This window comes from Cytobacillus sp. FSL M8-0252 (genome assembly GCF_038007345.1).
Lineage (GTDB): Bacteria > Bacillota > Bacilli > Bacillales > Cytobacillaceae > Cytobacillus > Cytobacillus kochii.
The window spans coordinates 2,735,471-2,755,828 of the sequence record NZ_JBBOWZ010000001.1; the positions used below are offsets into that span (position 1 = coordinate 2,735,471).

A 20,358-nucleotide genomic window follows, 5' to 3' on the forward strand; every position below is an offset into this window, starting at 1 on the left:
GCTTGCCTAGAATAAAGGAGATAACAAAATGACGATTCACACCGAGAAAGAGGGCATTTTCACGTCCGTTTGTTCACTTGATTGTCCGGACCAATGTGGTTTACTCATACATAAAAAAGAGGGGAAAATCATTAAAGTGGAAGGCGATCCTAACCATCCTGTAACGCAAGGGAATATTTGCAATAAAGTAAGAAATATGGCTGAACGGCTATATGACCCGAAGAGATTAACTCACCCTCTCAAACGAACTGGTCCAAAAGGTAGTCTTCAATTTGAGGAGATCAGTTGGGATGACGCACTACAAATAATTACAGATAAATGGAAAGATTTAATTAAAACACAAGGTCCCGAGAGCATTCTTCCCTATAGCTTTTACGGTAATATGGGTAGAGTGGCTGCAGAAGGAATGGACCGCCGTTTCTTTTCCCGCTTAGGTGCCAGTAGACTAGAACAAACAGTTTGTCAAGCAGCAGGTAAAGAAGGTTACCGTTACACAATGGGTGGAGGCTTTGGCACTGATCCGGAAGAAACAAGTGAAGCCAAGCTCATCATCCTTTGGGGAATTAATGCTGTCAGTACAAATATGCATCAAGTTATCCTTGCCCGAAAAGCAAAAAAACATGGAGCAAAAATCATCGTGATTGATGTCCATAAAAATCAAACAGGCAAAATGGCTGATTGGTTTATTCCCATTAAACCAGGTACGGATAGTGCGCTTGCACTTGGGATGATGCATATCTTGTTCGCTGAGCATATGGTAGATGAGAAATTTCTTGAAACATATACCATTGGACATGAGCAATTACGAACACATGTAAAAAAATATACGCCAGAAGTAGTCTCGTCTATTACAGGGGTATCTGTAGATGATCTTTATCAATTAGCAAGAGAATATGGTCAGAGTACCCCTTCATTTATCCGGATTGGCAATGGCTTGCAACATCATGATAATGGTGGGATGAATGTACGTGCCATATCTTGCCTTCCTGCTCTAACAGGCCAATGGCTGCATAAAGGTGGTGGCGCACTAAAATCAAACTCTGGTTTTTTAGCTTTCAATACCGCGGCTATGCAGCGTCCCGATTTATTAGCAAATAAACAGACCAGATCGATTAATATGAATCTCATAGGCGAAGCTTTAGTACAAAAAGATAAACCTATCCGCTCCATGTACGTTTATGGTAGTAATCCGGCTGTTATTGCACCAAATAGTAATCTAGTGAAAAAAGGGCTTGAAAGAGAAGATTTATTTTTAGTTGTTCATGATTTATTCTTAACGGAAACAGCTCAATTTGCTGATATCATCTTGCCGTCTACATCATCATATGAGAATACAGATTTTTACACTTCTTATTGGCACCATTATATTCATTTGCATGAACCTGTAATAGAACCGTATGGTGAGTCACGGTCCAATCATCATGTTTTTCAACAGCTAGCACATTATATGGGATATACTGAAGATTTATTTAAGGATTCCGAAGAAGATTTAATCACATCCGCTTTAGAGAATACAAAGAATGAATATATGAAGGAAATTAATTTTGAGCGTCTAAAAGAAAATCGCTTTATGAAAGCAGACGTACGTCCATTACTTCCTGGCAAACTTAAGACACCAAGTGGAAAAATCGAACTTTATTCTGAATTAATGGAGAAGGACGGTTTAAATCCACTGCCGACCTACAATCCAATTGTAGAAGAAGGCGATGCGCCATTTTTATTCGTTCCAGCACCAAACCATAATTTTTTAAATAGTACTTTTTCAAATAATGACAAGCATATTAAATTAGAAAAACAACCAAAACTCCACTTGCATAACAAGGACGCACAAGCTTATCAAATTGAAGATGGAGATCCAGTAAAAATCTTTAATGATCGGGGAGAATGTGAGTTAACCGCTGCTGTCGGAGAAAACGTACTTCCTGGGGTTGTTGTTAGTCAAGGTCTTTGGGCTGATGAGCCAGGTAAGAAACAACTCGTTAATACCCTCACACCTGATAGAGTCGCTGATATGGGAGGCGGGGCGACTTTCTTTTCTGGCAGAGTGTATATTGAGAAAGTCATTAGTAATTAATCCTTTTGAGAAATTGGACAAATGTCAAAAATTACAGAATGGCTAGGACAAACTGTTATCATTGAACGTTTGTTCTAGTCTTTTTATGGTTCTTAAGGGAAGAAGACCAATGATTAGGTTTACTTCTTTAGATTAGTTTCCGTTTTGCATCAACTAAATTGGAAGGTGACCTATTGTTATTTATGTTTAGCTATTTACATTGCCCATGTCCGAAATTGCTCACCTGTTGCCTGTTTCTCCCCTTTTGCGCTAATCTCACATCTCATTAGTTTGGTAGCTATGCATTTACTTCTTCCGATCATACATTTTCCCAAAGAAAAGAGCCGAACAAATCCCTATTTAATAATGGAAATTTGTTCGGCACCTAACGTTTATTTTTTTTAGCCGAATCTGCCAGTCACATAATCTTCTGTACGGCTATCTTTTGGCATGGAGAAGATTTGATCGGTTTGTTCAAATTCAATGACTTCTCCGTTAAGGAAGAACGCTGTCTTATCGGATACACGAGCAGCTTGTTGCATATTATGAGTAACGATGACGATCGTATAATCTTTCTTCAAATGAGCAATAAGTTCTTCCACTTTAAGTGTTGAAATGGGGTCAAGTGCTGAAGTTGGCTCATCCATTAATATGACGTCTGGTTTCATTGCAATTGCTCTGGCAATACAAACACGTTGTTGTTGACCACCTGATAAACCAAGTGCCGAAGATTTCAAACGATCCTTTACTTCGTCCCAAATCGCCGCTCCACGTAAACTTTCTTCAACAATTTTATTCAATTCTTTTTTATTTTTAATCCCTTGCATTCTAGGCCCATAGGCTACATTATCATAGATGCTCATTGGGAATAGATTTGGCTTTTGGAAAACCATACCGACTTTTGTTCTAAGTTCAATAACATCTTTTGATTGATATATATTATTGCCATTAATGTGGATATCTCCATTAATTCTCACACTATCAATTAAATCATTCATACGATTCAATGTTCTTAAAAAAGTCGATTTTCCACATCCAGAAGGACCAATTAATGCTGTTACCTCTTTTTCACGAATATCTAATGACACTTGATAAAGCGCTTGGTTATCACCGTAGAATAAATCTAAGTCTCTTACACTAATTTTCACTGAACGCTGATCATTTTGATTTTCAACATTTGCAGACTCTTTTACTTCTTTACGTTCTAGTGTTGTATTCATGAATAGAACACTCCTTTTTAATAGTCAGCTTTATTAAGCTTTTTAGAAATAAATGTTGCAGCAAAGTTTAGAGCAAGAATCATAACAATTAACACAATACCAATTGCTGCTGCTAATTCAATATCACCAGATTCTTGTGTAACAAGATACGAGTGAACCGTTAATGTTCTCGCTGAGGAGAAAATCCCTTCAGGCATTGCAGCTACTGTACCTGCTGTTAAAAAGATCGCTGCTGATTCACCAATGATACGTCCCATAGAGAGGATAATCCCTGATAAAATCCCGGGCATAGCGCTAGGTAAAATGACTTTATATAGTGTTTGTAACTTTGTTGAACCTAATGCAAGGGAACCTTCTCTATAAGTAGCTGGTACTGTTTTTAAAGCTTCTTCTGTTGTACGGATGATCACTGGTAAAACAATAATTGTTAAGGTCAAGGATGCTGAAATAATAGACATCCCCATCGCCAATGTGGTAACAAAAAATACAGCACCGAATAATCCGTATATAATAGATGGAATACCCGTTAAACTCTCTGTTGCAAACCGGATCATTCGAACGAGCTTTCCTTGTTTCGCGTACTCCTGTAAATAAACTGCTGCTAAAATCCCAATTGGAGTGGCAATGACTAGCGATATCACAATTGTATAAATGGTAGTAATAATCATTGGCCAAATTCCACCGCCGCCGACAGGTGAATAGTCACCAAAGATAAAATCAAGATTAATTAATCCGATACCTTTATAAAAAATATAACCAACGATAATAAGTAGGATAGCTACAGTTAAGAAAGCGCCAAACCACAATAAGCCTAATAATAAATTATCTTTAAACTTTCTCACTTTACTTCCCACCTTTCGAACTTATTTTTGCTAATACGAAATTCAATATTAGAATGAATGAGAATAATACAATTCCTGTCGCAAATAACATTTCTTGATGTGTACCATAAGCGTAACCCATTTCAAGGGCAATATTCGTTGTAAGTGGTCTTACACTATCAGTTAAGCTTGTTGGTATAATCAAACTATTACCAGCAACAAGAATGACTGCCATCGTCTCTCCGATTGCTCGTCCTAGCCCTAATACAATGGCTGCCATAATACCTGATTTTGCTGCTGGAACAACGACTTTAAATATGGTTCCGATTGGCGAGGCACCTAATGCTAAGGAACCTTCTCTATACGTTTTCGGTACTGCCCTAATGGCTGTTTCAGCAACGGTTACAATTGTAGGTAACATCATGATCGCTAATACGAGAATAACCGCTATTAAACTTTGCCCTTTTACTAAGCCAAGATTATTTTGTAAGAAAGGAACAATAATCGCTAAGCCGAATACACCATATAATACAGATGGGATACCCGCTAACAATTGTACAGCTGGTGAAATAATTTTTGCAATTGGTTTCGGGGCTATTTCCGATAAAAAGATCGCCGTTAATAACCCAATTGGTACTCCAATGACAAGCGCCCCAATCGTTGCATAAATGGAAGCGACAATCATCGGAAAAATGCCGTACTTATCTTCACTCGGTACCCAATCAGACCCGAAGATAAAATCAATAAAACTATACCCGTCTGCAATGAATGGGTTTGATCCTTTAAAGAAGACGAATCCAATAATGAGAAATAAACTAAGCACAGAGATTAACGCACAGATTAAAAACAATTTCTCTGAAATGAACTCCATAATATATTTTAATCGATTTGATTTATTTGTTTGTTTTACTTCTGATGGATTTGGCAAAACACATACCTCCAAAGTCACTTGCTAATTGTTTGATGTAGCGTTATTCTTCTATAATTGGTATAGCCCCTGCTTCTGCAGCGATTTCCTGCCCAGCTTCACTTAAAATGAAGTCAATAAACGCTTGGCTTTCCTCTGATAAGTCTTTATGCACGAAAAGGAAAGGACGAGATAATGGATATTTCTCTTCAATTACATTTTTAGCGGTTGGTTCTACCCCATTAATATTAATCGTTGAAATTGTATCATCTATATATTCAAAAGAGATAAACCCAATAGCATGTTCATTTGTTGCAACTGTCGTTTTTATATTTCCGTTTCCACTAGCGATAATTGAGCTCCGTACTAACTCACCAGAAGAGTAGTCAACAATTTCCTGAAAAGCATCTCTCGAACCTGACCCGTCTTCACGTGAAACGACAACAATCTCCATATCTTTACCGCCTACCTCTTTCCAGTTTGTTATTTCACCAGTAAAGATCTTTTTCACTTCTTCCATTGTTAAATCTTTTACTTTATTGTTTGCGTGTGTAACGACTACAATTCCGTCAAAAGCAATGATTGTAGGTGATACTTCTTCTTCTTCTCCTGACTCTAAGTTACGAGAAGACATGCCAATTTCGGAAACTCCATTTATTGCATTTGTAATTCCTGCTGAGGAACCAATTTGATTGATTTCAATGTTCACATCTGCATTTTCCATATATTTAGCAGCTAGCTTTTCTGCTAGCGGACCAACTGACGTAGAACCAGAAATGGATATCGTGCTTCCGTTACCTGTACTAGCTTGTCCCTCTCCTTCTTCTTCACCACCATTGCATGCAGTCAAAATTAAAGTAAGTGACAAAAGTAACAAAATACTCTTCCATTTTCGAAGTTTTAACATAGAAAAACCTCCACTTTAGATTGCTTTTAGCTATTTTGTTTGTGTTAATCCCAATATAACGAATCATATTTAATACTCTATTAACCTTTTGTAAAGCCTTTGTAAATTTCATCAATATACCCATAAATTTATGGAGAAATTGTAAAAATCAACCTAATAATATTATTAATTTTTCAAACTTTCATTTTTTAGAATACGTTTATTATCTCTCCATTATATGATTTAAAAACATTTAAAGAAAAATACGCGGAAGTATGGGCTTTTTTATGTAGGTTGTGGTACGATGATTGCTAGAATAGGAAGTGATTATTGATGATTAATATTGAAATACCTCATCCAGACTTAGTTATCACTAAAAAGAAGCCTGGCGGGGAACAAGGAACAACGGCCATCAGCCATTTATATGGTTTTACGGACTTTACAAAGATTCCAAGAGATAGAGGTGGAATGATTTTATTCTTTGACAAAAAAGAGAACCTTCTTTTTGTTGGGAAAGCACGTAAACTAAGACAACGTGTAAAAAAACATTTCGACGACCAAGTGTCTCCCATTAAAAATCACCGTGAACAAGTGTCTAAAATTGCATGTATGTATGTTGATGATCCTGTTGAGCGTGAAATATACGAAACCTACATTATTAATAAGTTAAAAGCAAAATATAATACTGAAAAAGTTTTCTTTTCAAGCTAATTTTATTTTAGTTATGGGATGAAGGAGAAACCTCCTTCATCCTTTTTTTATAAAATGATTTTTCTCTCCGAAAGACTCAATTAAATTCCTGTCTTTATGGTTTCCTAACAACAAAAAAAAGACTCCCAAACTGTAAAATTCTTACTAGTCGGAAGTCTTATTATTTTGGTTCTTTTTAAAGCGGTACGCTAAATAGGCAATGTATAATGGAGTGGCAATATAAATTAAATAAGGATAGGAACCATATGTCCCTTTATAAAGAACAAAAAGCATACAGCCTAAAAAGATTGTCACAATTGTCCCGTACTTTGGTAATGGGATATCTTTTAAACTCGGAATACGAATACGACTGACCATTAAAAAACATAGCGCGGTAAATACAACTGTCGTAATAATACTGGGCACCCAGTGACCAAACAATGTTAAAATAGCTAAAATACCACCAGCGGCAGTAATCGGAACACCGATAAAATAATGCATGGACTGCTTACTAGTACCAATATTGAATCGTGCTAAGCGATATGCACCGAATAGCGGGAATAACCCAGAAACTAATAATCCAATAGAACCAAATTGGTAAAAGTATGTATAATATACGAGAAATGACGGTGCAACCCCAAAAGTTACAACATCCGCTAATGAATCTAATTCTTTGCCTAGCGTACTATCTGCTTTTAACATTCTCGCTGCACGACCATCCATACTATCAAGCATCATACCGATAATAATCAATATCGCCGCATTATTATATTGGCCATGAGCAGCAAATCCAATAGACAAAAATCCACAATATAAATTGCCTAAAGTAAGCATATTTGGTATCATCTTAATAAATTTCACTTACAATCATCACTCACTTTTTTGTGATCTACGTTGCAAAAATAAACCTTCATTTAAACACAAATCACTTTTTAAGGTTTATCTATTATAACACTATATTCTAAGTTGTTACTATATATGTTTGACGATTATTAAGTTCTTTTGTCCCTATTTCTTTTTTTGAGGATTTCTCAAGTCAGAATATTGTTGAATACAAGACCAGTTATCATCATAAACGAAACTCCCTCTTTGTTGATGATAATTACTTTTGGGTACTTCATCGATTTCTAACACAGGTGTTAAGCAACAATCGACTTGCTCGCTAACACCTATCCAATCAGTAAATGATCGCTCCTTAAAAACTGCACAAACTTGTTTATAAACAGGATCACTTACCTTCATCATATGACATGCTATCCATTCGGGATGTTCAACAGCTAAACAAAAAGATTGCCAGAACTTCTTCTCTAATGCGCCTAATGCCATATAGCGACCATCACTTGTTTCGTATAAACAATAGTTAACAATGGTCCCTGCTAAAACCTCTACACCTTGTTTCATTTCTGTCACTTGATGAACGAGATGGTGGTTACCCATCAAAGCCGTCATTGTATCTGCCATACTTACTTGATGGTAGCTACCCTTTGCATTTATCCCTCTTTGAACAAGACCTGCTAAAACTCTTTCGCTTGCCACAATCCCTCCGACTAAATCAGCTATTTGTTGAGAAGGATGAATGGGACGTCCCTTATCATCCTTCCATTGTGCTAACATCCCGCTAATGGCCATATAATTCAGGTCATGACTTCCAAAGGTAGAATAAAAAGTATTTTCACCATACCCAACCAATGAACAATAGACAATTGTGGGATGGTATGTTTGGATCGTTTCATAGTCTAATGTTAAACGCTTCATCACACCCGGTCGAAAACTTTCAATGATTACGTCTGCTTCTAGTATTAGTTCCTTCACCTTATTTAAATCCGTTGTATCTTTTAAATTGAGGAAATGACTGTTTTTACCGCGATTATTACTCGTAAATATGACACCTTGGCCTTTGCCCATCGGCTCTAAATGTCGTGCAGGATCACCATTCGGTCCTTCTATTTTAATTACTTCTGCTCCAAGTTCTGCCAATCTAAGCGTGGCAAAAGGACCTGGTAAATAGTTTGTAAAATCAATTATTTTCACACCTGTTAACATATATTATCCCTTTCATTTACTGGCGGTTATTTTTGCAATAGTTCCTGATTTCTTAATACAAATTTTTGGATTTTCCCACTAGCATTCCTCGGTAGACTGTCCACAAATTCATATCTTCTTGGTCTTTTATAATTTGCAAGGCTTTCACTTTGCTTACAAAATGCATCTAAAATTTCAGCAGTAATATTCTCCTCTTTTTTGACAACGTAAGCAATAACAACTTCTCCCCAATGCTCATCTGGTACACCTAATACAGCTACATCTAACACGGAAGGATGTGCATGGATAACATCTTCTACTTCCCGTGGATAAATATTCTCTCCCCCTGAAATCACCATATCATCAACACGGTCTTTCACATAAAGAAAGCCTTCATCATCGAGATAGCCCATATCTCCTGAGTGATACCAGCCGTTATGGAGTGCCTTTTTAGTTGCTTCCTCTCTTTTATAATAACCTTGCATCATACTTGGTCCTCTCACAATGATCTCACCTACTGTACCAGTTGGAACGACTTGATCATCATATGAATGACCATCATCATTAGGTGTAACAATTCTTATCTCATGGTTCAAGCAAGCTTGCCCCGCCGAGCCTGCTTTACGAATCTGGTCTTCATCACTAAGGAACGTAATTGCTGGTCCCATTTCAGTCATCCCATATGCTTGAGTTAACTTAACACCCAATTTCTCCCGACAAGCAAATACGAGACTAGGGGCCATTGGAGCTGCACCATATAAACCTTTTTCTAATGTTGAAAGATTATACGCCTGTAAATCTTCTTGAAGCATCATATTCCACATTGTTGGTGCTGCAAAGAAAGCGGTAATTTTTTCTGAATCAATCAGTGATAATGCTTTTTTTGCATCAAACTGGTGGAGAATGGTACTCTTCGCTCCAATATGAACTCTTGGTAAAAAAGCACAATGTAACTCTGCACAATGAAACATAGGCGCAGCAACTAAACCATTATCATTCTGATGATAATTTAGTGCATGGATAACAATCAGACTTTGTTCTGTCATATCTTTATGGCGATGCAGCACGCCTTTTGGTCTCCCAGTTGTCCCACTCGTATACATAATCGCATATAGATCATCAGATGATAGTTTCACTTCTACGTTCTCTCTATTAACAGCTGTGATTTGCTCATGATAACTTTTGGCAAAAGGAGGATGGTTGCCATCAATTGACCAAAATTGAACTGTGGGGAAACTATTGGCCACTTTTTCAACAGCTGTCTGTAGAGTTTCTTCAAAAATAAACACCTTTGGTTCAGCATCAGAAATAATAAATGACAATTCTTCTGACATCAGCCGGAAATTAATAGGATTAAATACTGCACCTATTTTTGCACAGGCAAAAAACGTCGTTGCTAATTCTTCTGTATTATATAAATAGGTAGAAACTCGGTCTCCTTTTTTTACTCCTGCTACATGTAACGCCTGTGCTAATCTATTGACTTCGTCTGCCCACTCACGATAAGTAAACCTCAAATCTTTTCTGACATCATATAGCGCCTCCTTCTCTGGAAACTTACTTACCGTTAAATCAAAGATTTCTGCAATCGTCATTGTCATCTATTATTCCTCCCTTTTTTATTAAAAGATTTTTTCTATAATTGTTGCGTTTGCCATACCCATACCTTCACACATTGTTTGTAACCCATATCTACCTTCTGTACGGTCTAATTCACTCATCATCGTTAATAATAAGCGAGCTCCACTTGCACCCAGTGGATGGCCTAAGGCAATAGCACCTCCATTTGGATTCAGTTTATTCGCATTTGCTCCTGTTTCTTTCAACCACGCTAATGGCACAGAAGCAAAGGCCTCATTCACTTCAAATACATCCATATCTGCCAAGGTTAATCCAGACTTGTGCAATGCTTTTTCAGTTGCAGCTATCGGACCTGTAAGCATCAAGGTAGGGTCTGACCCAATAACGACGCGGGTAATTATCTTAAATCTTGGTTTCAATCCTAATTCACGTGCTTTCTCACCTGACATAATGAGCAAAGCACCTGCTCCATCACTTATTTGACTTGCATTTCCAGCATGTATGATGCCATTCTCTTTAAATGAAGGTTTCAATCCGCCTAACTTCTCTATACTCGTTCCTTTTCTTGGCCCCTCATCTTGATCAAAATTGAATGTTGCCCCACTATCGTCAACTAACTCCAGTGGCATAATTTCATTTTTAAAGCGATTTTCTGCTTGAGCAAGTAGTGCCTTTTCTTGACTGTGATATGCATACTCATCTAGTTGAGCACGAGTGAACTGATATTTTTCTGCTATTCTTTCCGCCGATAACCCTTGATGGATAATCTCATATTGCTTTGTCAATTGCTCACTCGGTTTTACACCCTGATAACTTGAACCAATTGGTATTCTCGACATACTTTCAACGCCACCGGCAATAACGATATCCATATCACCTGATGAAATCGCCTGGGCGGCAAAATGAACCGCCTGTTGACTCGACCCACATTGTCGGTCAATCGTTGTTCCTGGTACTGTAATTGGCAATCCAGAGATAAGAGCCGCCACACGAGCAATATCTCCTGTTTGTTCACCTATTTGTGATACACATCCTAAAATAACATCATCTACTAGTGTTGGATTTAACCCTGTTTTTTCTACTAAACTTTTAATGACTGCACCAGCTAAGTCATCAGGACGTGTATTTCTTAAAGAACCGTTCCTTTTTCCGACTGCACTTCTTATCCCATCAATAATAACTACTTCGCGCAAAAGAAATCCTCCCCTATAATCCTAAGTTTTTAGCAATAATTGATTTCATCATTTCATTGGTTCCTGCGTAAATACTGGCAACAGGTATGTCTCTATACCTTCTTGCTATTTCATATTCTTCCATATATCCGTATCCACCATGAAGTTGCATGCATTCTGTCGCAATTCTTCTCGCATTCTCTGTGCATTTCCATTTAGCCATTGAAACTTGAGTGACAATATCCTTTTGTTTCATATGGTCATAAATTAACTTTTGAAGAAAGGCACGGCTCATCTCTACATCTGTTACCATCTCTGCCATTTTAAACTGCGTATTTTGAAAAGAGCTAATAGCCTTTCCAAACGCTTTTCTTTCTTTGATGAAAGCCATTGTCATTCTAATCATTTCTTCGGCAGCAATTTGGGCAGCAATAGCAACAATTAACCGTTCTTGTTGAAGCTTTTCCATTAAATAGTAGAACCCTTTACCCTCCTCACCGAGTAGATTTTCACTAGATACGACACAATCATCAAATATAAGCTCTGCTGTATCCTGACAATGTAAGCCAACCTTGTTTAGTTGCCTTCCTCTTGTAAACCCTTTCATTCCTTTCTCTACTATAACTAAGCTGATTCCTCTATATGGAGGGGTCACCTTCGTATCTGTTTTTACTGCCACAATAACCAAATCTGCATTCATTCCATTTGTAATGAAGGTTTTTTCACCATTCAGTACATAATGGTCATCAACTTTTATAGCTGTCGTCCTAATCGATGCCAAATCAGAACCTGCGCCCGGCTCAGTCATGGCAATCGCCGAAATGAATTCGCCTGTCGCACACTTTGGTAACCATCGCTTCTTTTGTTCTTCTGTACCATATGTTGTGATATAAGGGATAACAATATCATTATGAAGGCCGATACCAATCGTTCCGGATCCGACCCTTTCTAATTCTTCATTTATAACGACAGAGTAGCCAAAATCAACACCACTTCCACCATATTCCTCGTCGATGTTTGGGCATAAGAAGCCTTGCTCACCCATTTTCCTCCAGAAAGCTCTAGGAATCATACCATCTTTTTCCCATTGTGAATAATAGGGATAAGCTTCTTTATCTAAAAATTTCCGTAAAGACTTTCTAAAGAGTTCGTGCTCTTCTGTTATATATGTATCATTCATATTTACCTTTCCTCCTTTTCTATATTTTATTATATTTTTCTTATTTTTTCGAATATTATTAATATAAATCCCACACATAAGCAATATGCAATTATGAAATGGATTTCGTGAAGTTGATTTCTACAGATAATATCCATTTATTAGAAATAACATAATAAAGCTACTAACGCTTGTTGCATGATTATTTTTTTTTGATATGATTACTGTATGAACGTAGGGAAGGACCTGGCATAAAATGAATGATCAAACTGTTTTTGAACTTATTCATGCGATGGAACAAGTAACCAACCGCATGATTATTAAATGGAATCAATCTTTTAATGAGGGATTAGGTATTTCTCATATTCTTCTGCTTAGTCATTTAAAGCGCGATGGAAAAATGAAACCTATCGATCTGGCAGAAAGCCTTGGTATCGCACCATCTTCTATTTCGCATCTTATTCAGAAGTTATCCAAACGGTATTATATTAAACGAATACCTGATTTAAATGATAAAAGGATTTCATATTTAGAAATCACTGATGAAGGCTTAGAAGTATTAAAAAAGGCAGCTGAAGACGGACATCAACTGCAAAAAAATACATTTGCACAGCTCACAAATGAAGAAATAAAACAACTATTAGCAATCTATCAAAAGTTAAATCTTACCCTCGATCAAATGTGAGCTACGTTTTCATCGCTCGTATCACTCGGTAGCCTAGATGGTTACTTAATTGTAAGTTAAGTTGGTAATGATCAATTAACACTTGTGATAAATCTTCTTTTAATAACTTAATATGTTGATGGGAACTATCGTCTCCCATCTTCACTCCTTCTGCAATCATCTCTGCAATCGTACTTGCCTTTAAAACCTCGACCTTTTTAAAGCCGGCAGTGTCTAAAGCCTTCGTCCAATCTTTTTCACTTAACAGTTTTTCTAATTGATAAAAAGCCTTCATTTCTTCTTCCATTTCACTAGTCATTGATGATTCTTTTGTCATCTCTATTAAATAGAGTCTCCCTTTGTCTTTTAATACACGTGCAAATTCCTTTAAAGTATTTGCCACGTTAGTAAAGACGATAACAGATTCAGATAGGATCAGATCAAATTGTTGATCAGAAAAAGATAACTTCTCCACATTACCTACCGATACGTGAAAGGGTTTTGCTAACAAGCTCGCCTTTCTTCTTGCGGCCTGTACCATTTCTGCATGTTTGTCTATTGCTTCTATTCTCGCACTATATATATCACTTAAAAGATAAGATGTACTTCCTGTTCCACAGCCTGCGTCGAGAATAGTCGTTTCTGTTGTAATAGGCTCATTAATTAGTAACTCGCTCGTAAGTTGCTTCCCTCCAGGGTGAGCAAATGGGACCTGAAAATAGGCTAAAGCATCTTCATAAGAATATTTCATTGTTCCCCTCCTTGTATACTATCTATATTATTCTAACTTTCTAGTTGTTGACACTGGATAAAAACTCCGCTCTTCATATAGGACATGTACCTATTCAAAAAAGAAAGGTGGACATACCATAAGGAGAGAAAGCATTTTTATTTCCCGGAGGTGTTATTTTAATGAGTGGTTATTATCATCGCTGTTATAACGGAATAGGAAAGCCTGTAGAAATCAAAATGAATGATGGTAGAATTCATCGTGGAATTATTGAAAGAGTATCTAACGACAGAGTGTATTTACGTCCAATGAACAAAAATTATGGTGGTTACGGTTATGCAGGCGGATACCGCAGAGGTGGTTGCGGTCGTGGTGGTTGCGGTCGCGGCGGTTGGGGCTGGGGATTCGGCGCAGGGATTGCTTTAGGTGCTATTGCTGCCTTAGTCTTTCTTCCTTTATTTTTCTGGTAATTCCAACAAAAAAGTAACCGCTAAATATAGTGCGGTTACTTTTTTTGTTATTACTTTGAAATTGTTTGATTATATTGATGCAACGTATTAAGCCTTTTATTGTTCGTGGCTATAATATAAAATGCAGCCAAAATGATAAGAACAGCAATCAGTGTGCCGAGGTTAAATAAGCCTTTACTTGAATACCATACAATAGAGTACCCTATAGCACCTGCAAATAAAGCGTAATAAACAAATGGCAAGAGTGTTTTACGAATAACTTCTCCCTCTTTACCGACGAGTCCTACTACTGCAGAAGCAGCAACAACATTATGGACACAAATCATGTTACCCGCTGCTCCACCAACTGCTTGTAAAGCTACAATCCAGCTCGGGTTCACCCCAATTTGGCTACCGACATCATACTGGAAAAGGGAAAACATCATATTACTAACCGTATTACTACCAGCGATAAATGCACCAATCCCACCAATAAAGGTAGCAAAGAATGGCCAGAATTCTCCAGCTAATGCCGCTGCCCCATTTGCTAATTCGATTGGCATTTGTTCATAACCGGCGGCTCCACCACCAGTATTGATGAATACTTGAACCATTGGAACAGTGAATACAAGTGCAACTGATGCTGCAGCTGTTGTTTTTGCCGAACTACTCCATGCTTTTTTATAGGAGCTAAAATTCATTCCATGGATGAAAAATGTAATAATTGATACTAAAATAAGAACTGTTCCAGGTGAATAAAGAATCTCAAAGCTTGCAGTAATACTTGAGCCGAATATATTTTCCAATTTAATAACAATAGATTGTAACCACTCTTTTAAAGGAAGCGTTTTCAATCTAGTTAAAACTAAAAAGACTCCCACTAGGATATACGGTGACCATGCTTTTAGTAACCCCATTTTTTTCCCATTGTTATTTAGTTGTACTTCGATTCTACCTGTCCACTCAGGATCCCATTTTGATTTCTCTTCAAAGTCCCACGTTTCATCTTTTGGAAGGAGAAAACCTTTTCTAGCTGCAAGTACAACTATCAGTAAACCAACTAGTCCCCCTGTCATAGATGGGAATTCTGGTCCAAGTGTATTTGCAACAATAACGTATGGAATCGTCATTGCAAAAGCTGCAAACAGCGCAAATTTCCATACTTTAATTCCTTCTGCAAAAGATTTATTTTTACCAAAAAAGCGAGTCATTAAAGCAACAACAAATAATGGAATAAAGGTACCGGCGATCATATGCAAGATTGCGGCATGACCACCAATCGTTGTTACAACATTTAAGAGATTGTCAGTTATACTTTGGTTAGCAGATAAACCTGTTTGTACACCTACTAATACAGGTGTACCCACAGCTCCAAAAGTAACTGGTGTACTTTGTATGACCATGCCAGCCACAACAGCTGCCATTGCAGGAAATCCTAAACCAACCATTAACGGAACTGCTACCGCAGCAGGTGTACCAAAACCTGATGCCCCTTCAATAAATGAGCCAAAGAGCCAAGCAATAATAATCACTTGAATTCTTCGATCTGGCGAAATATCTATGAAGCCTTGGCGAATGGTTCTCATGGCTCCACTTTCTTGTACAGTATTTAATAATAATATTGCACCAAAAATAATATATAACAGTGTAATGGCCACAACTAAACCATTTACATTTGCTGCAGCTACAGTATTGAATGGAACCTTCCATACAAATAATGCTAATGCGGCAGCAATTAGAAAGGAAATCGGCATTGCTTTACTTGCCGGCCATTTAAGTCCTACAAGAAAAATGGCAACAGCAATAATCGGTAATAATGAAATAACTGCTAAAACGCCTGTACTCACACACACTCCCCCTTATTATCTTTGTTGTTATATAACTATAATATTTTGTTATACAACAAATATTATATATATTAATTATACTAATTTATTATGCAATTACAACAATATTTTGAAAATTATAAATTGATATTTTTTATTTATAATTAAAGTTTTTAAGAAGTAGAATGATTGATCAACAGATGAGGTAATAACAAGTGTTATTCGTCTAAAAAAGTAAAAACGCTCCCTTTTTTATAAGGGAGTGTTTTTACTAATTGAAAGATGACTATTCATCTAAATACCCTAACCGTATAGAAACACTCTTTCCAATATCAACCATAAAGGGAGCGAGTTCCTGCAAACGCTCTTGTGACATTCTTATTAATGGACCGGATACACTGATCGCAGCACATACATTGTTTTGATAGTCAAATATTGGAACAGCAATACACACAATTCCGTTTTCATTTTCCTCTAAGTCAAGGGCAAAACCTTTTGTCTTAATCATCTTTAAATTTTCTAACAATGCCATTTCATCTGTAATTGTATGCTCTGTATGAGGTTTCAACCCTTTTCTCTGTATAATATCTTTGACTACTTGTACTGGTTGATGTGCTAATATCGCTTTACCAACAGATGTACAATGCATAGGCGCACGTTTGCCAACAGATGAGTGCATTCTCAATGCTTCATTCCCATCGAGTTTTTCGATATAAACTACCTCGTCATTATCTGGTACCACTAGATGAATGACTTCATTCGTCTTTTGCTCCAAATCCTGTAAATAAAGCTTCGCTTCTGAGCGGATATCTATTGAATCAAGCAATCTAGTACTAATATTTAATATTTTGTAACCTACTTTATATTTGCCTGAATCTTTTACTTGCTCGATATAACCATACTTCACAAGAGTTGATAATATGCGGTGTACGGAGCTTTTATTGATATCCATTTCATTTGCAATTTCAGTCACACCCATACCGTACTTTCTTAAACTGATCATATCAATAATATCAAGCGCTCTACTTACCGATTTCACCATATTATCTCTTTCCATACCTTCACCTCAATCAAAACCTACAAAAATCATTTATGACTTTACTTCCGCTTTACTTCTTACGACTGTATTTGTTAACTGACCGATTGATTCAATCTCACATTCAATTATATCACCTTCACCAATCAATTCGGCGCCTACAGGGCTTCCAGTAAGGATAACATCTCCAGCCCTCAAAGTCATTACCTTCGATAGAAAAGCAATCATCTTTTGTATAGAAATAATCATTAACTCAGGTGGGCTATCTTGCTTTAATTGACCATTCAGATTGGCTCTAATGCGAGTTTCTTCTAGCTTAAGCTCTGTTTCTATAACTGGCCCAAGAGGAGTAAAAGTATCAAATGCTTTACCGACCGTCCAATGACCGTCTTGATGGAAAAATTGAGGAGCTGTTACATCATTACCAATCGTATAACCAAAAATATGATCAAACACATCTTCTTCAGCGACATCTTTTGTTTCTTTACCAATCACTACTGCCAATTCTGATTCAAATTTAACTTGATCAATCCCTTTAGGAATGATTATCTCTTCATTCGGACCGATTACGGATGATACCGGTTTAAAGAAAAACACTGGAACTGCTGGTAATTCCTCTGGTAGTTCTTGTTTATCACTAACAAAGTTTGCACCGATTCCGATAATTTGGGTGGGAACAATAGGAGAAACAAGTTTAACATCACTTTGATCATAATAGGTGCCTGTCTCTTCCCACTTATTGAATATATCACCTGAGATTTCTTTGATCTCCCCATTTTCAATGATACCTTGTAATAATTGATTATTAATCGTAAATCTTACAAATTTCATTTAAAATCCTCCTACTACAATCATTTAAGTTTTAAATTACAATTTCAAGTCCCACTCTTCTTACTATATTTAGAAAGAGTGGCCACAAACGAACCACTCTTTTATTCATTATTTTTTTACTGTTTTACAGCAAACTTCGCTTTTGCCTCAATTCTACGACGGTGTAAAATTGGTTCGGTATATCCACTTGGCTGTTTAACTCCTTCAAAAACTAGTTCACATGCAGCTTGAAAAGCAACAGATTCCTCAAAGTTCGGTGCCATCGGATAATACAATGGATCATCCGCATTTTGTTCATCCACTACTTTCGCCATTCTTTTTAGAGTAGTCATCACTTGCTCCTTTGATACAATACCATGATGCAACCAATTCGCCATATGTTGGCTCGAAATTCTTAAAGTCGCTCGGTCCTCCATTAAATCAATATTATTGATATCTGGGACTTTTGAGCAACCGATGCCTTGATCAACCCATCTAACGACATATCCTAATATCCCTTGTGCATTATTATCCAACTCTGCTTGGATTTCTTCCCCAGTCCAATTAGTATCCTTTGCCACTGGTATGGCAAGTATCTCGTCTCTTAAGTCAGTCTTTTTCACTGATAATGATTGCTGTACTTTAGCCACATCTACTTGATGATAATGAAGGGCATGAAGTGTAGCTGCAGTCGGTGAAGGAACCCAAGCTGTATTTGCACCAGCTTTAGGGTGGGCCACCTTTTGTTCGAGCATGGCTGCCATTAAATCAGGCATCGCCCACATACCTTTTCCTATTTGCGCCTTCCCTTTAAAACCGGTAGAAAGCCCTGTTAACACATTAGATGTTTCATATGCTTGCAGCCATTTTGTTGACTTCATATCATTTTTACGAATCATTGCGCCCATTTCAATTGAGGTATGCATTTCATCTCCGGTACGATCTAAAAATCCTGTATTAATAAATACAACTCTCTCTTTTACTTCTTTAATACAAGATTTCAAGTTTAAAGAAGTTCTTCTTTCTTCATCCATTACACCTATCTTCAATGTATAACGATCGAGTCCCAATAAATCTTCTGTTCGGTTAAAAAGCTCATTGGCAAAAGCCACTTCTTCTGGACCATGCATTTTAGGTTTTACGATATAGATAGAATTATTTTTACTATTTTGATATTTTCCATTTCCAAGTAATGTATGTTTTGCTGCTAGTGAAGTAATCACACTATCCAAAATTCCTTCTTGAATTTCCTCACCATTTTCTGTTAATATCGCCTCATTTGTCATTAAGTGACCCACATTTCTGACAAACATGAGTGAGCGTCCATTAAGCGAAAAGGTATCTCCATTAGGTGCCAAATATTCACGATCATCATTCATAGCCCTTGTGATCGATCGGTCACCTTTTTTAAATGTAGAAGTTAAATCTCCTTTCATCAATCCTAACCAATTACGATATACAAGTACTTTATCTTCAGCATCAACTGCTGCAACTGAATCTTCACAATCCATAATTGTTGTAACTGCAGCTTCTAATAAAATATCTTTAATTCCGGCATCATCGGTTTTTCCAATTGGATGTTGACGATCAATTTGAATCTCAAAATGTAGTTGATTGTTTTTCAAAAGAATGGCCGTTGGTTCTGTTTCTGTCCCGCGATAACCGATAAATAATGCTTTATTACGAAGAGATTCTTTTGTCCCACTATTCAATGTAATAACTAGTTCACTGGCTTCAACAGTATAAGCAATCGCGTCTTTATGACTGCCTTCTTGTAATGGGATTACTTCATCTAAAAAGTTTCTACTAAAAGCAATTACTTTCTCTCCACGAATAGGGTTGTATGCACCTTCTTTCGTTGCCCCATCTTCAGTACTAACCGCATCTGTGCCGTACAAAGCATCATATAGACTGCCCCATCTCGCATTGGCAGCATTAATTGCATAGCGCCCATTATTAATTGGAACAACTAATTGTGGTCCTGCTTGAATGGCAATCTCATCGTCAATATTTTGAGTAGTAATTTCAAAATCATCAGCTTCTGGGAGCAAGTAGCCTATATCTTCTAAAAACTGCTTATACTGTTTCGCATCAAACGTTTTTTGTGTTGTATGCCATTCATTAATCTTTGTTTGTATGTCTTCTCTTTTTTGTAGTAACTGTTTATTCTTCGGAGTTAAATCGGCAATTAACTTTTCAAATCCTTGCCAAAATTGTTCTGAATCTACCTCTGCTCCTGGTAATGCCTCTTTTTCAATAAAATGAAATAATTCCTCCGCGATTTTAAGACTGCCTTTTTCTACATATTGCGTCATGATAATCCTCCTTGTTT

18 protein-coding genes are annotated in these 20,358 nt (G+C 37.0%); 4 read left to right on the top strand and 14 right to left on the bottom strand.

Going from position 1 to position 20,358, the window contains the following annotated elements:
- The first annotated feature begins 28 nt into the window (after positions 1 to 28).
- Positions 29 to 2,074: a molybdopterin-containing oxidoreductase family protein gene (locus tag MKX83_RS13765; protein WP_095373025.1), complete on the top strand. Its 2,046-nt coding sequence runs from the start codon at positions 29 to 31 to the stop codon at positions 2,072 to 2,074.
- Positions 2,075 to 2,454: 380 nt separating this feature from the next.
- Here MKX83_RS13765 and pstB read toward each other — a convergent pair whose 3' ends face one another.
- Genes pstB through MKX83_RS13785 form a run of 4 tightly spaced genes read right to left on the bottom strand, consistent with a single transcriptional unit; the run spans position 2,455 to position 5,908 of the window.
- Entirely contained in the window at positions 2,455 to 3,273 is an 819-nt protein-coding gene (pstB, locus tag MKX83_RS13770; protein ID WP_095373024.1) for a phosphate ABC transporter ATP-binding protein PstB, read from the bottom strand.
- A 17-nt stretch (positions 3,274 to 3,290) separates the two neighbouring features.
- Positions 3,291 to 4,115, bottom strand: coding sequence for a phosphate ABC transporter permease PstA (gene pstA, locus MKX83_RS13775; protein ID WP_341055905.1), 825 nt, complete (start codon positions 4,113 to 4,115; stop codon positions 3,291 to 3,293).
- Position 4,116: 1 nt separating this feature from the next.
- Positions 4,117 to 5,022 carry a phosphate ABC transporter permease subunit PstC gene (gene pstC / locus MKX83_RS13780; protein WP_233435231.1) on the bottom strand — a complete coding sequence of 302 codons (906 nt, stop codon included), beginning with the start codon at positions 5,020 to 5,022 and terminating at the stop codon, positions 4,117 to 4,119.
- 43 nt (positions 5,023 to 5,065) lie between these two features.
- On the bottom strand, positions 5,066 to 5,908 hold the full coding sequence (locus MKX83_RS13785) for a phosphate ABC transporter substrate-binding protein (protein WP_095373022.1): 843 nt from the start codon (positions 5,906 to 5,908) through the stop codon (positions 5,066 to 5,068).
- Positions 5,909 to 6,220: 312 nt separating this feature from the next.
- On the opposite strand from MKX83_RS13785, the gene MKX83_RS13790 reads away from it, so the two are divergent.
- Entirely contained in the window at positions 6,221 to 6,598 is a 378-nt protein-coding gene (locus MKX83_RS13790; RefSeq protein WP_095373021.1) for a nucleotide excision repair endonuclease, read from the top strand.
- Positions 6,599 to 6,742: 144 nt separating this feature from the next.
- Here the strand turns inward: MKX83_RS13790 and pssA are convergent, their stop codons facing one another.
- The 5 genes from pssA to MKX83_RS13815 all read right to left on the bottom strand — a co-directional run bounded on the left by pssA (position 6,743) and on the right by MKX83_RS13815 (position 12,532).
- Complete coding sequence (pssA, locus tag MKX83_RS13795; RefSeq protein WP_095373020.1) at positions 6,743 to 7,438, bottom strand: CDP-diacylglycerol--serine O-phosphatidyltransferase; 696 nt, start codon at positions 7,436 to 7,438, stop codon at positions 6,743 to 6,745.
- Positions 7,439 to 7,585: 147 nt separating this feature from the next.
- Positions 7,586 to 8,620, bottom strand: a complete 1,035-nt coding sequence (locus tag MKX83_RS13800) for a CaiB/BaiF CoA transferase family protein (protein ID WP_095373019.1) — start codon at positions 8,618 to 8,620, stop codon at positions 7,586 to 7,588.
- Positions 8,621 to 8,646: 26 nt separating this feature from the next.
- Positions 8,647 to 10,200, bottom strand: coding sequence for a fatty acid--CoA ligase (locus tag MKX83_RS13805; RefSeq protein ID WP_307313457.1), 1,554 nt, complete (start codon positions 10,198 to 10,200; stop codon positions 8,647 to 8,649).
- 21 nt (positions 10,201 to 10,221) lie between these two features.
- On the bottom strand, positions 10,222 to 11,373 hold the full coding sequence (locus MKX83_RS13810) for a thiolase family protein (RefSeq protein WP_095373017.1): 1,152 nt from the start codon (positions 11,371 to 11,373) through the stop codon (positions 10,222 to 10,224).
- A gap of 13 nt (positions 11,374 to 11,386) precedes the next feature.
- On the bottom strand, positions 11,387 to 12,532 hold the full coding sequence (locus tag MKX83_RS13815) for an acyl-CoA dehydrogenase family protein (protein ID WP_307313453.1): 1,146 nt from the start codon (positions 12,530 to 12,532) through the stop codon (positions 11,387 to 11,389).
- 235 nt (positions 12,533 to 12,767) lie between these two features.
- Here MKX83_RS13815 and MKX83_RS13820 point away from each other — a divergent pair, with 235 nt between their 5' ends.
- Positions 12,768 to 13,196: a MarR family winged helix-turn-helix transcriptional regulator gene (locus tag MKX83_RS13820; protein ID WP_095373015.1), complete on the top strand. Its 429-nt coding sequence runs from the start codon at positions 12,768 to 12,770 to the stop codon at positions 13,194 to 13,196.
- A gap of 1 nt (position 13,197) precedes the next feature.
- Here the strand turns inward: MKX83_RS13820 and MKX83_RS13825 are convergent, their stop codons facing one another.
- Complete coding sequence (locus tag MKX83_RS13825; RefSeq protein ID WP_307313450.1) at positions 13,198 to 13,926, bottom strand: class I SAM-dependent methyltransferase; 729 nt, start codon at positions 13,924 to 13,926, stop codon at positions 13,198 to 13,200.
- Between the two features lie 161 nt (positions 13,927 to 14,087).
- Here MKX83_RS13825 and MKX83_RS13830 point away from each other — a divergent pair, with 161 nt between their 5' ends.
- Complete coding sequence (locus MKX83_RS13830; RefSeq protein WP_095373013.1) at positions 14,088 to 14,375, top strand: hypothetical protein; 288 nt, start codon at positions 14,088 to 14,090, stop codon at positions 14,373 to 14,375.
- A 50-nt stretch (positions 14,376 to 14,425) separates the two neighbouring features.
- Here MKX83_RS13830 and MKX83_RS13835 read toward each other — a convergent pair whose 3' ends face one another.
- From MKX83_RS13835 to MKX83_RS13850, 4 genes are all read right to left on the bottom strand, one after another.
- Entirely contained in the window at positions 14,426 to 16,201 is a 1,776-nt protein-coding gene (locus MKX83_RS13835) for an L-lactate permease (RefSeq protein WP_341055908.1), read from the bottom strand.
- 265 nt (positions 16,202 to 16,466) lie between these two features.
- Positions 16,467 to 17,237 carry an IclR family transcriptional regulator gene (locus MKX83_RS13840; RefSeq protein ID WP_095373011.1) on the bottom strand — a complete coding sequence of 257 codons (771 nt, stop codon included), beginning with the start codon at positions 17,235 to 17,237 and terminating at the stop codon, positions 16,467 to 16,469.
- A gap of 33 nt (positions 17,238 to 17,270) precedes the next feature.
- The gene (locus tag MKX83_RS13845) at positions 17,271 to 18,047 is read right to left on the bottom strand and encodes a fumarylacetoacetate hydrolase family protein (protein WP_095373010.1); all 777 of its coding nucleotides are present in this window, start codon (positions 18,045 to 18,047) and stop codon (positions 17,271 to 17,273) included.
- A 116-nt stretch (positions 18,048 to 18,163) separates the two neighbouring features.
- The gene (locus MKX83_RS13850; protein WP_341055909.1) at positions 18,164 to 20,341 is read right to left on the bottom strand and encodes a malate synthase G; all 2,178 of its coding nucleotides are present in this window, start codon (positions 20,339 to 20,341) and stop codon (positions 18,164 to 18,166) included.
- Positions 20,342 to 20,358: the final 17 nt, after the last annotated feature.

What these genes read in the sequence shown, in the direction of transcription:
- MKX83_RS13765 (WP_095373025.1), top strand. Translation starts at nt 29, where the DNA reads ATGACGATTCACACCGAGAAAGAGGGCATTTTCACGTCCGTTTGTTCA.
- pstB (WP_095373024.1), bottom strand. Translation starts at nt 3,273, where the DNA reads ATGAATACAACACTAGAACGTAAAGAAGTAAAAGAGTCTGCAAATGTT.
- MKX83_RS13785 (WP_095373022.1), bottom strand. Translation starts at nt 5,908, where the DNA reads ATGTTAAAACTTCGAAAATGGAAGAGTATTTTGTTACTTTTGTCACTT.
- MKX83_RS13790 (WP_095373021.1), top strand. Translation starts at nt 6,221, where the DNA reads ATGATTAATATTGAAATACCTCATCCAGACTTAGTTATCACTAAAAAG.
- MKX83_RS13800 (WP_095373019.1), bottom strand. Translation starts at nt 8,620, where the DNA reads ATGTTAACAGGTGTGAAAATAATTGATTTTACAAACTATTTACCAGGT.
- MKX83_RS13805 (WP_307313457.1), bottom strand. Translation starts at nt 10,200, where the DNA reads ATGACAATGACGATTGCAGAAATCTTTGATTTAACGGTAAGTAAGTTT.
- MKX83_RS13815 (WP_307313453.1), bottom strand. Translation starts at nt 12,532, where the DNA reads ATGAATGATACATATATAACAGAAGAGCACGAACTCTTTAGAAAGTCT.
- MKX83_RS13820 (WP_095373015.1), top strand. Translation starts at nt 12,768, where the DNA reads ATGAATGATCAAACTGTTTTTGAACTTATTCATGCGATGGAACAAGTA.
- MKX83_RS13825 (WP_307313450.1), bottom strand. Translation starts at nt 13,926, where the DNA reads ATGAAATATTCTTATGAAGATGCTTTAGCCTATTTTCAGGTCCCATTT.
- MKX83_RS13830 (WP_095373013.1), top strand. Translation starts at nt 14,088, where the DNA reads ATGAGTGGTTATTATCATCGCTGTTATAACGGAATAGGAAAGCCTGTA.
- MKX83_RS13840 (WP_095373011.1), bottom strand. Translation starts at nt 17,237, where the DNA reads ATGGAAAGAGATAATATGGTGAAATCGGTAAGTAGAGCGCTTGATATT.
- MKX83_RS13845 (WP_095373010.1), bottom strand. Translation starts at nt 18,047, where the DNA reads ATGAAATTTGTAAGATTTACGATTAATAATCAATTATTACAAGGTATC.
- MKX83_RS13850 (WP_341055909.1), bottom strand. Translation starts at nt 20,341, where the DNA reads ATGACGCAATATGTAGAAAAAGGCAGTCTTAAAATCGCGGAGGAATTA.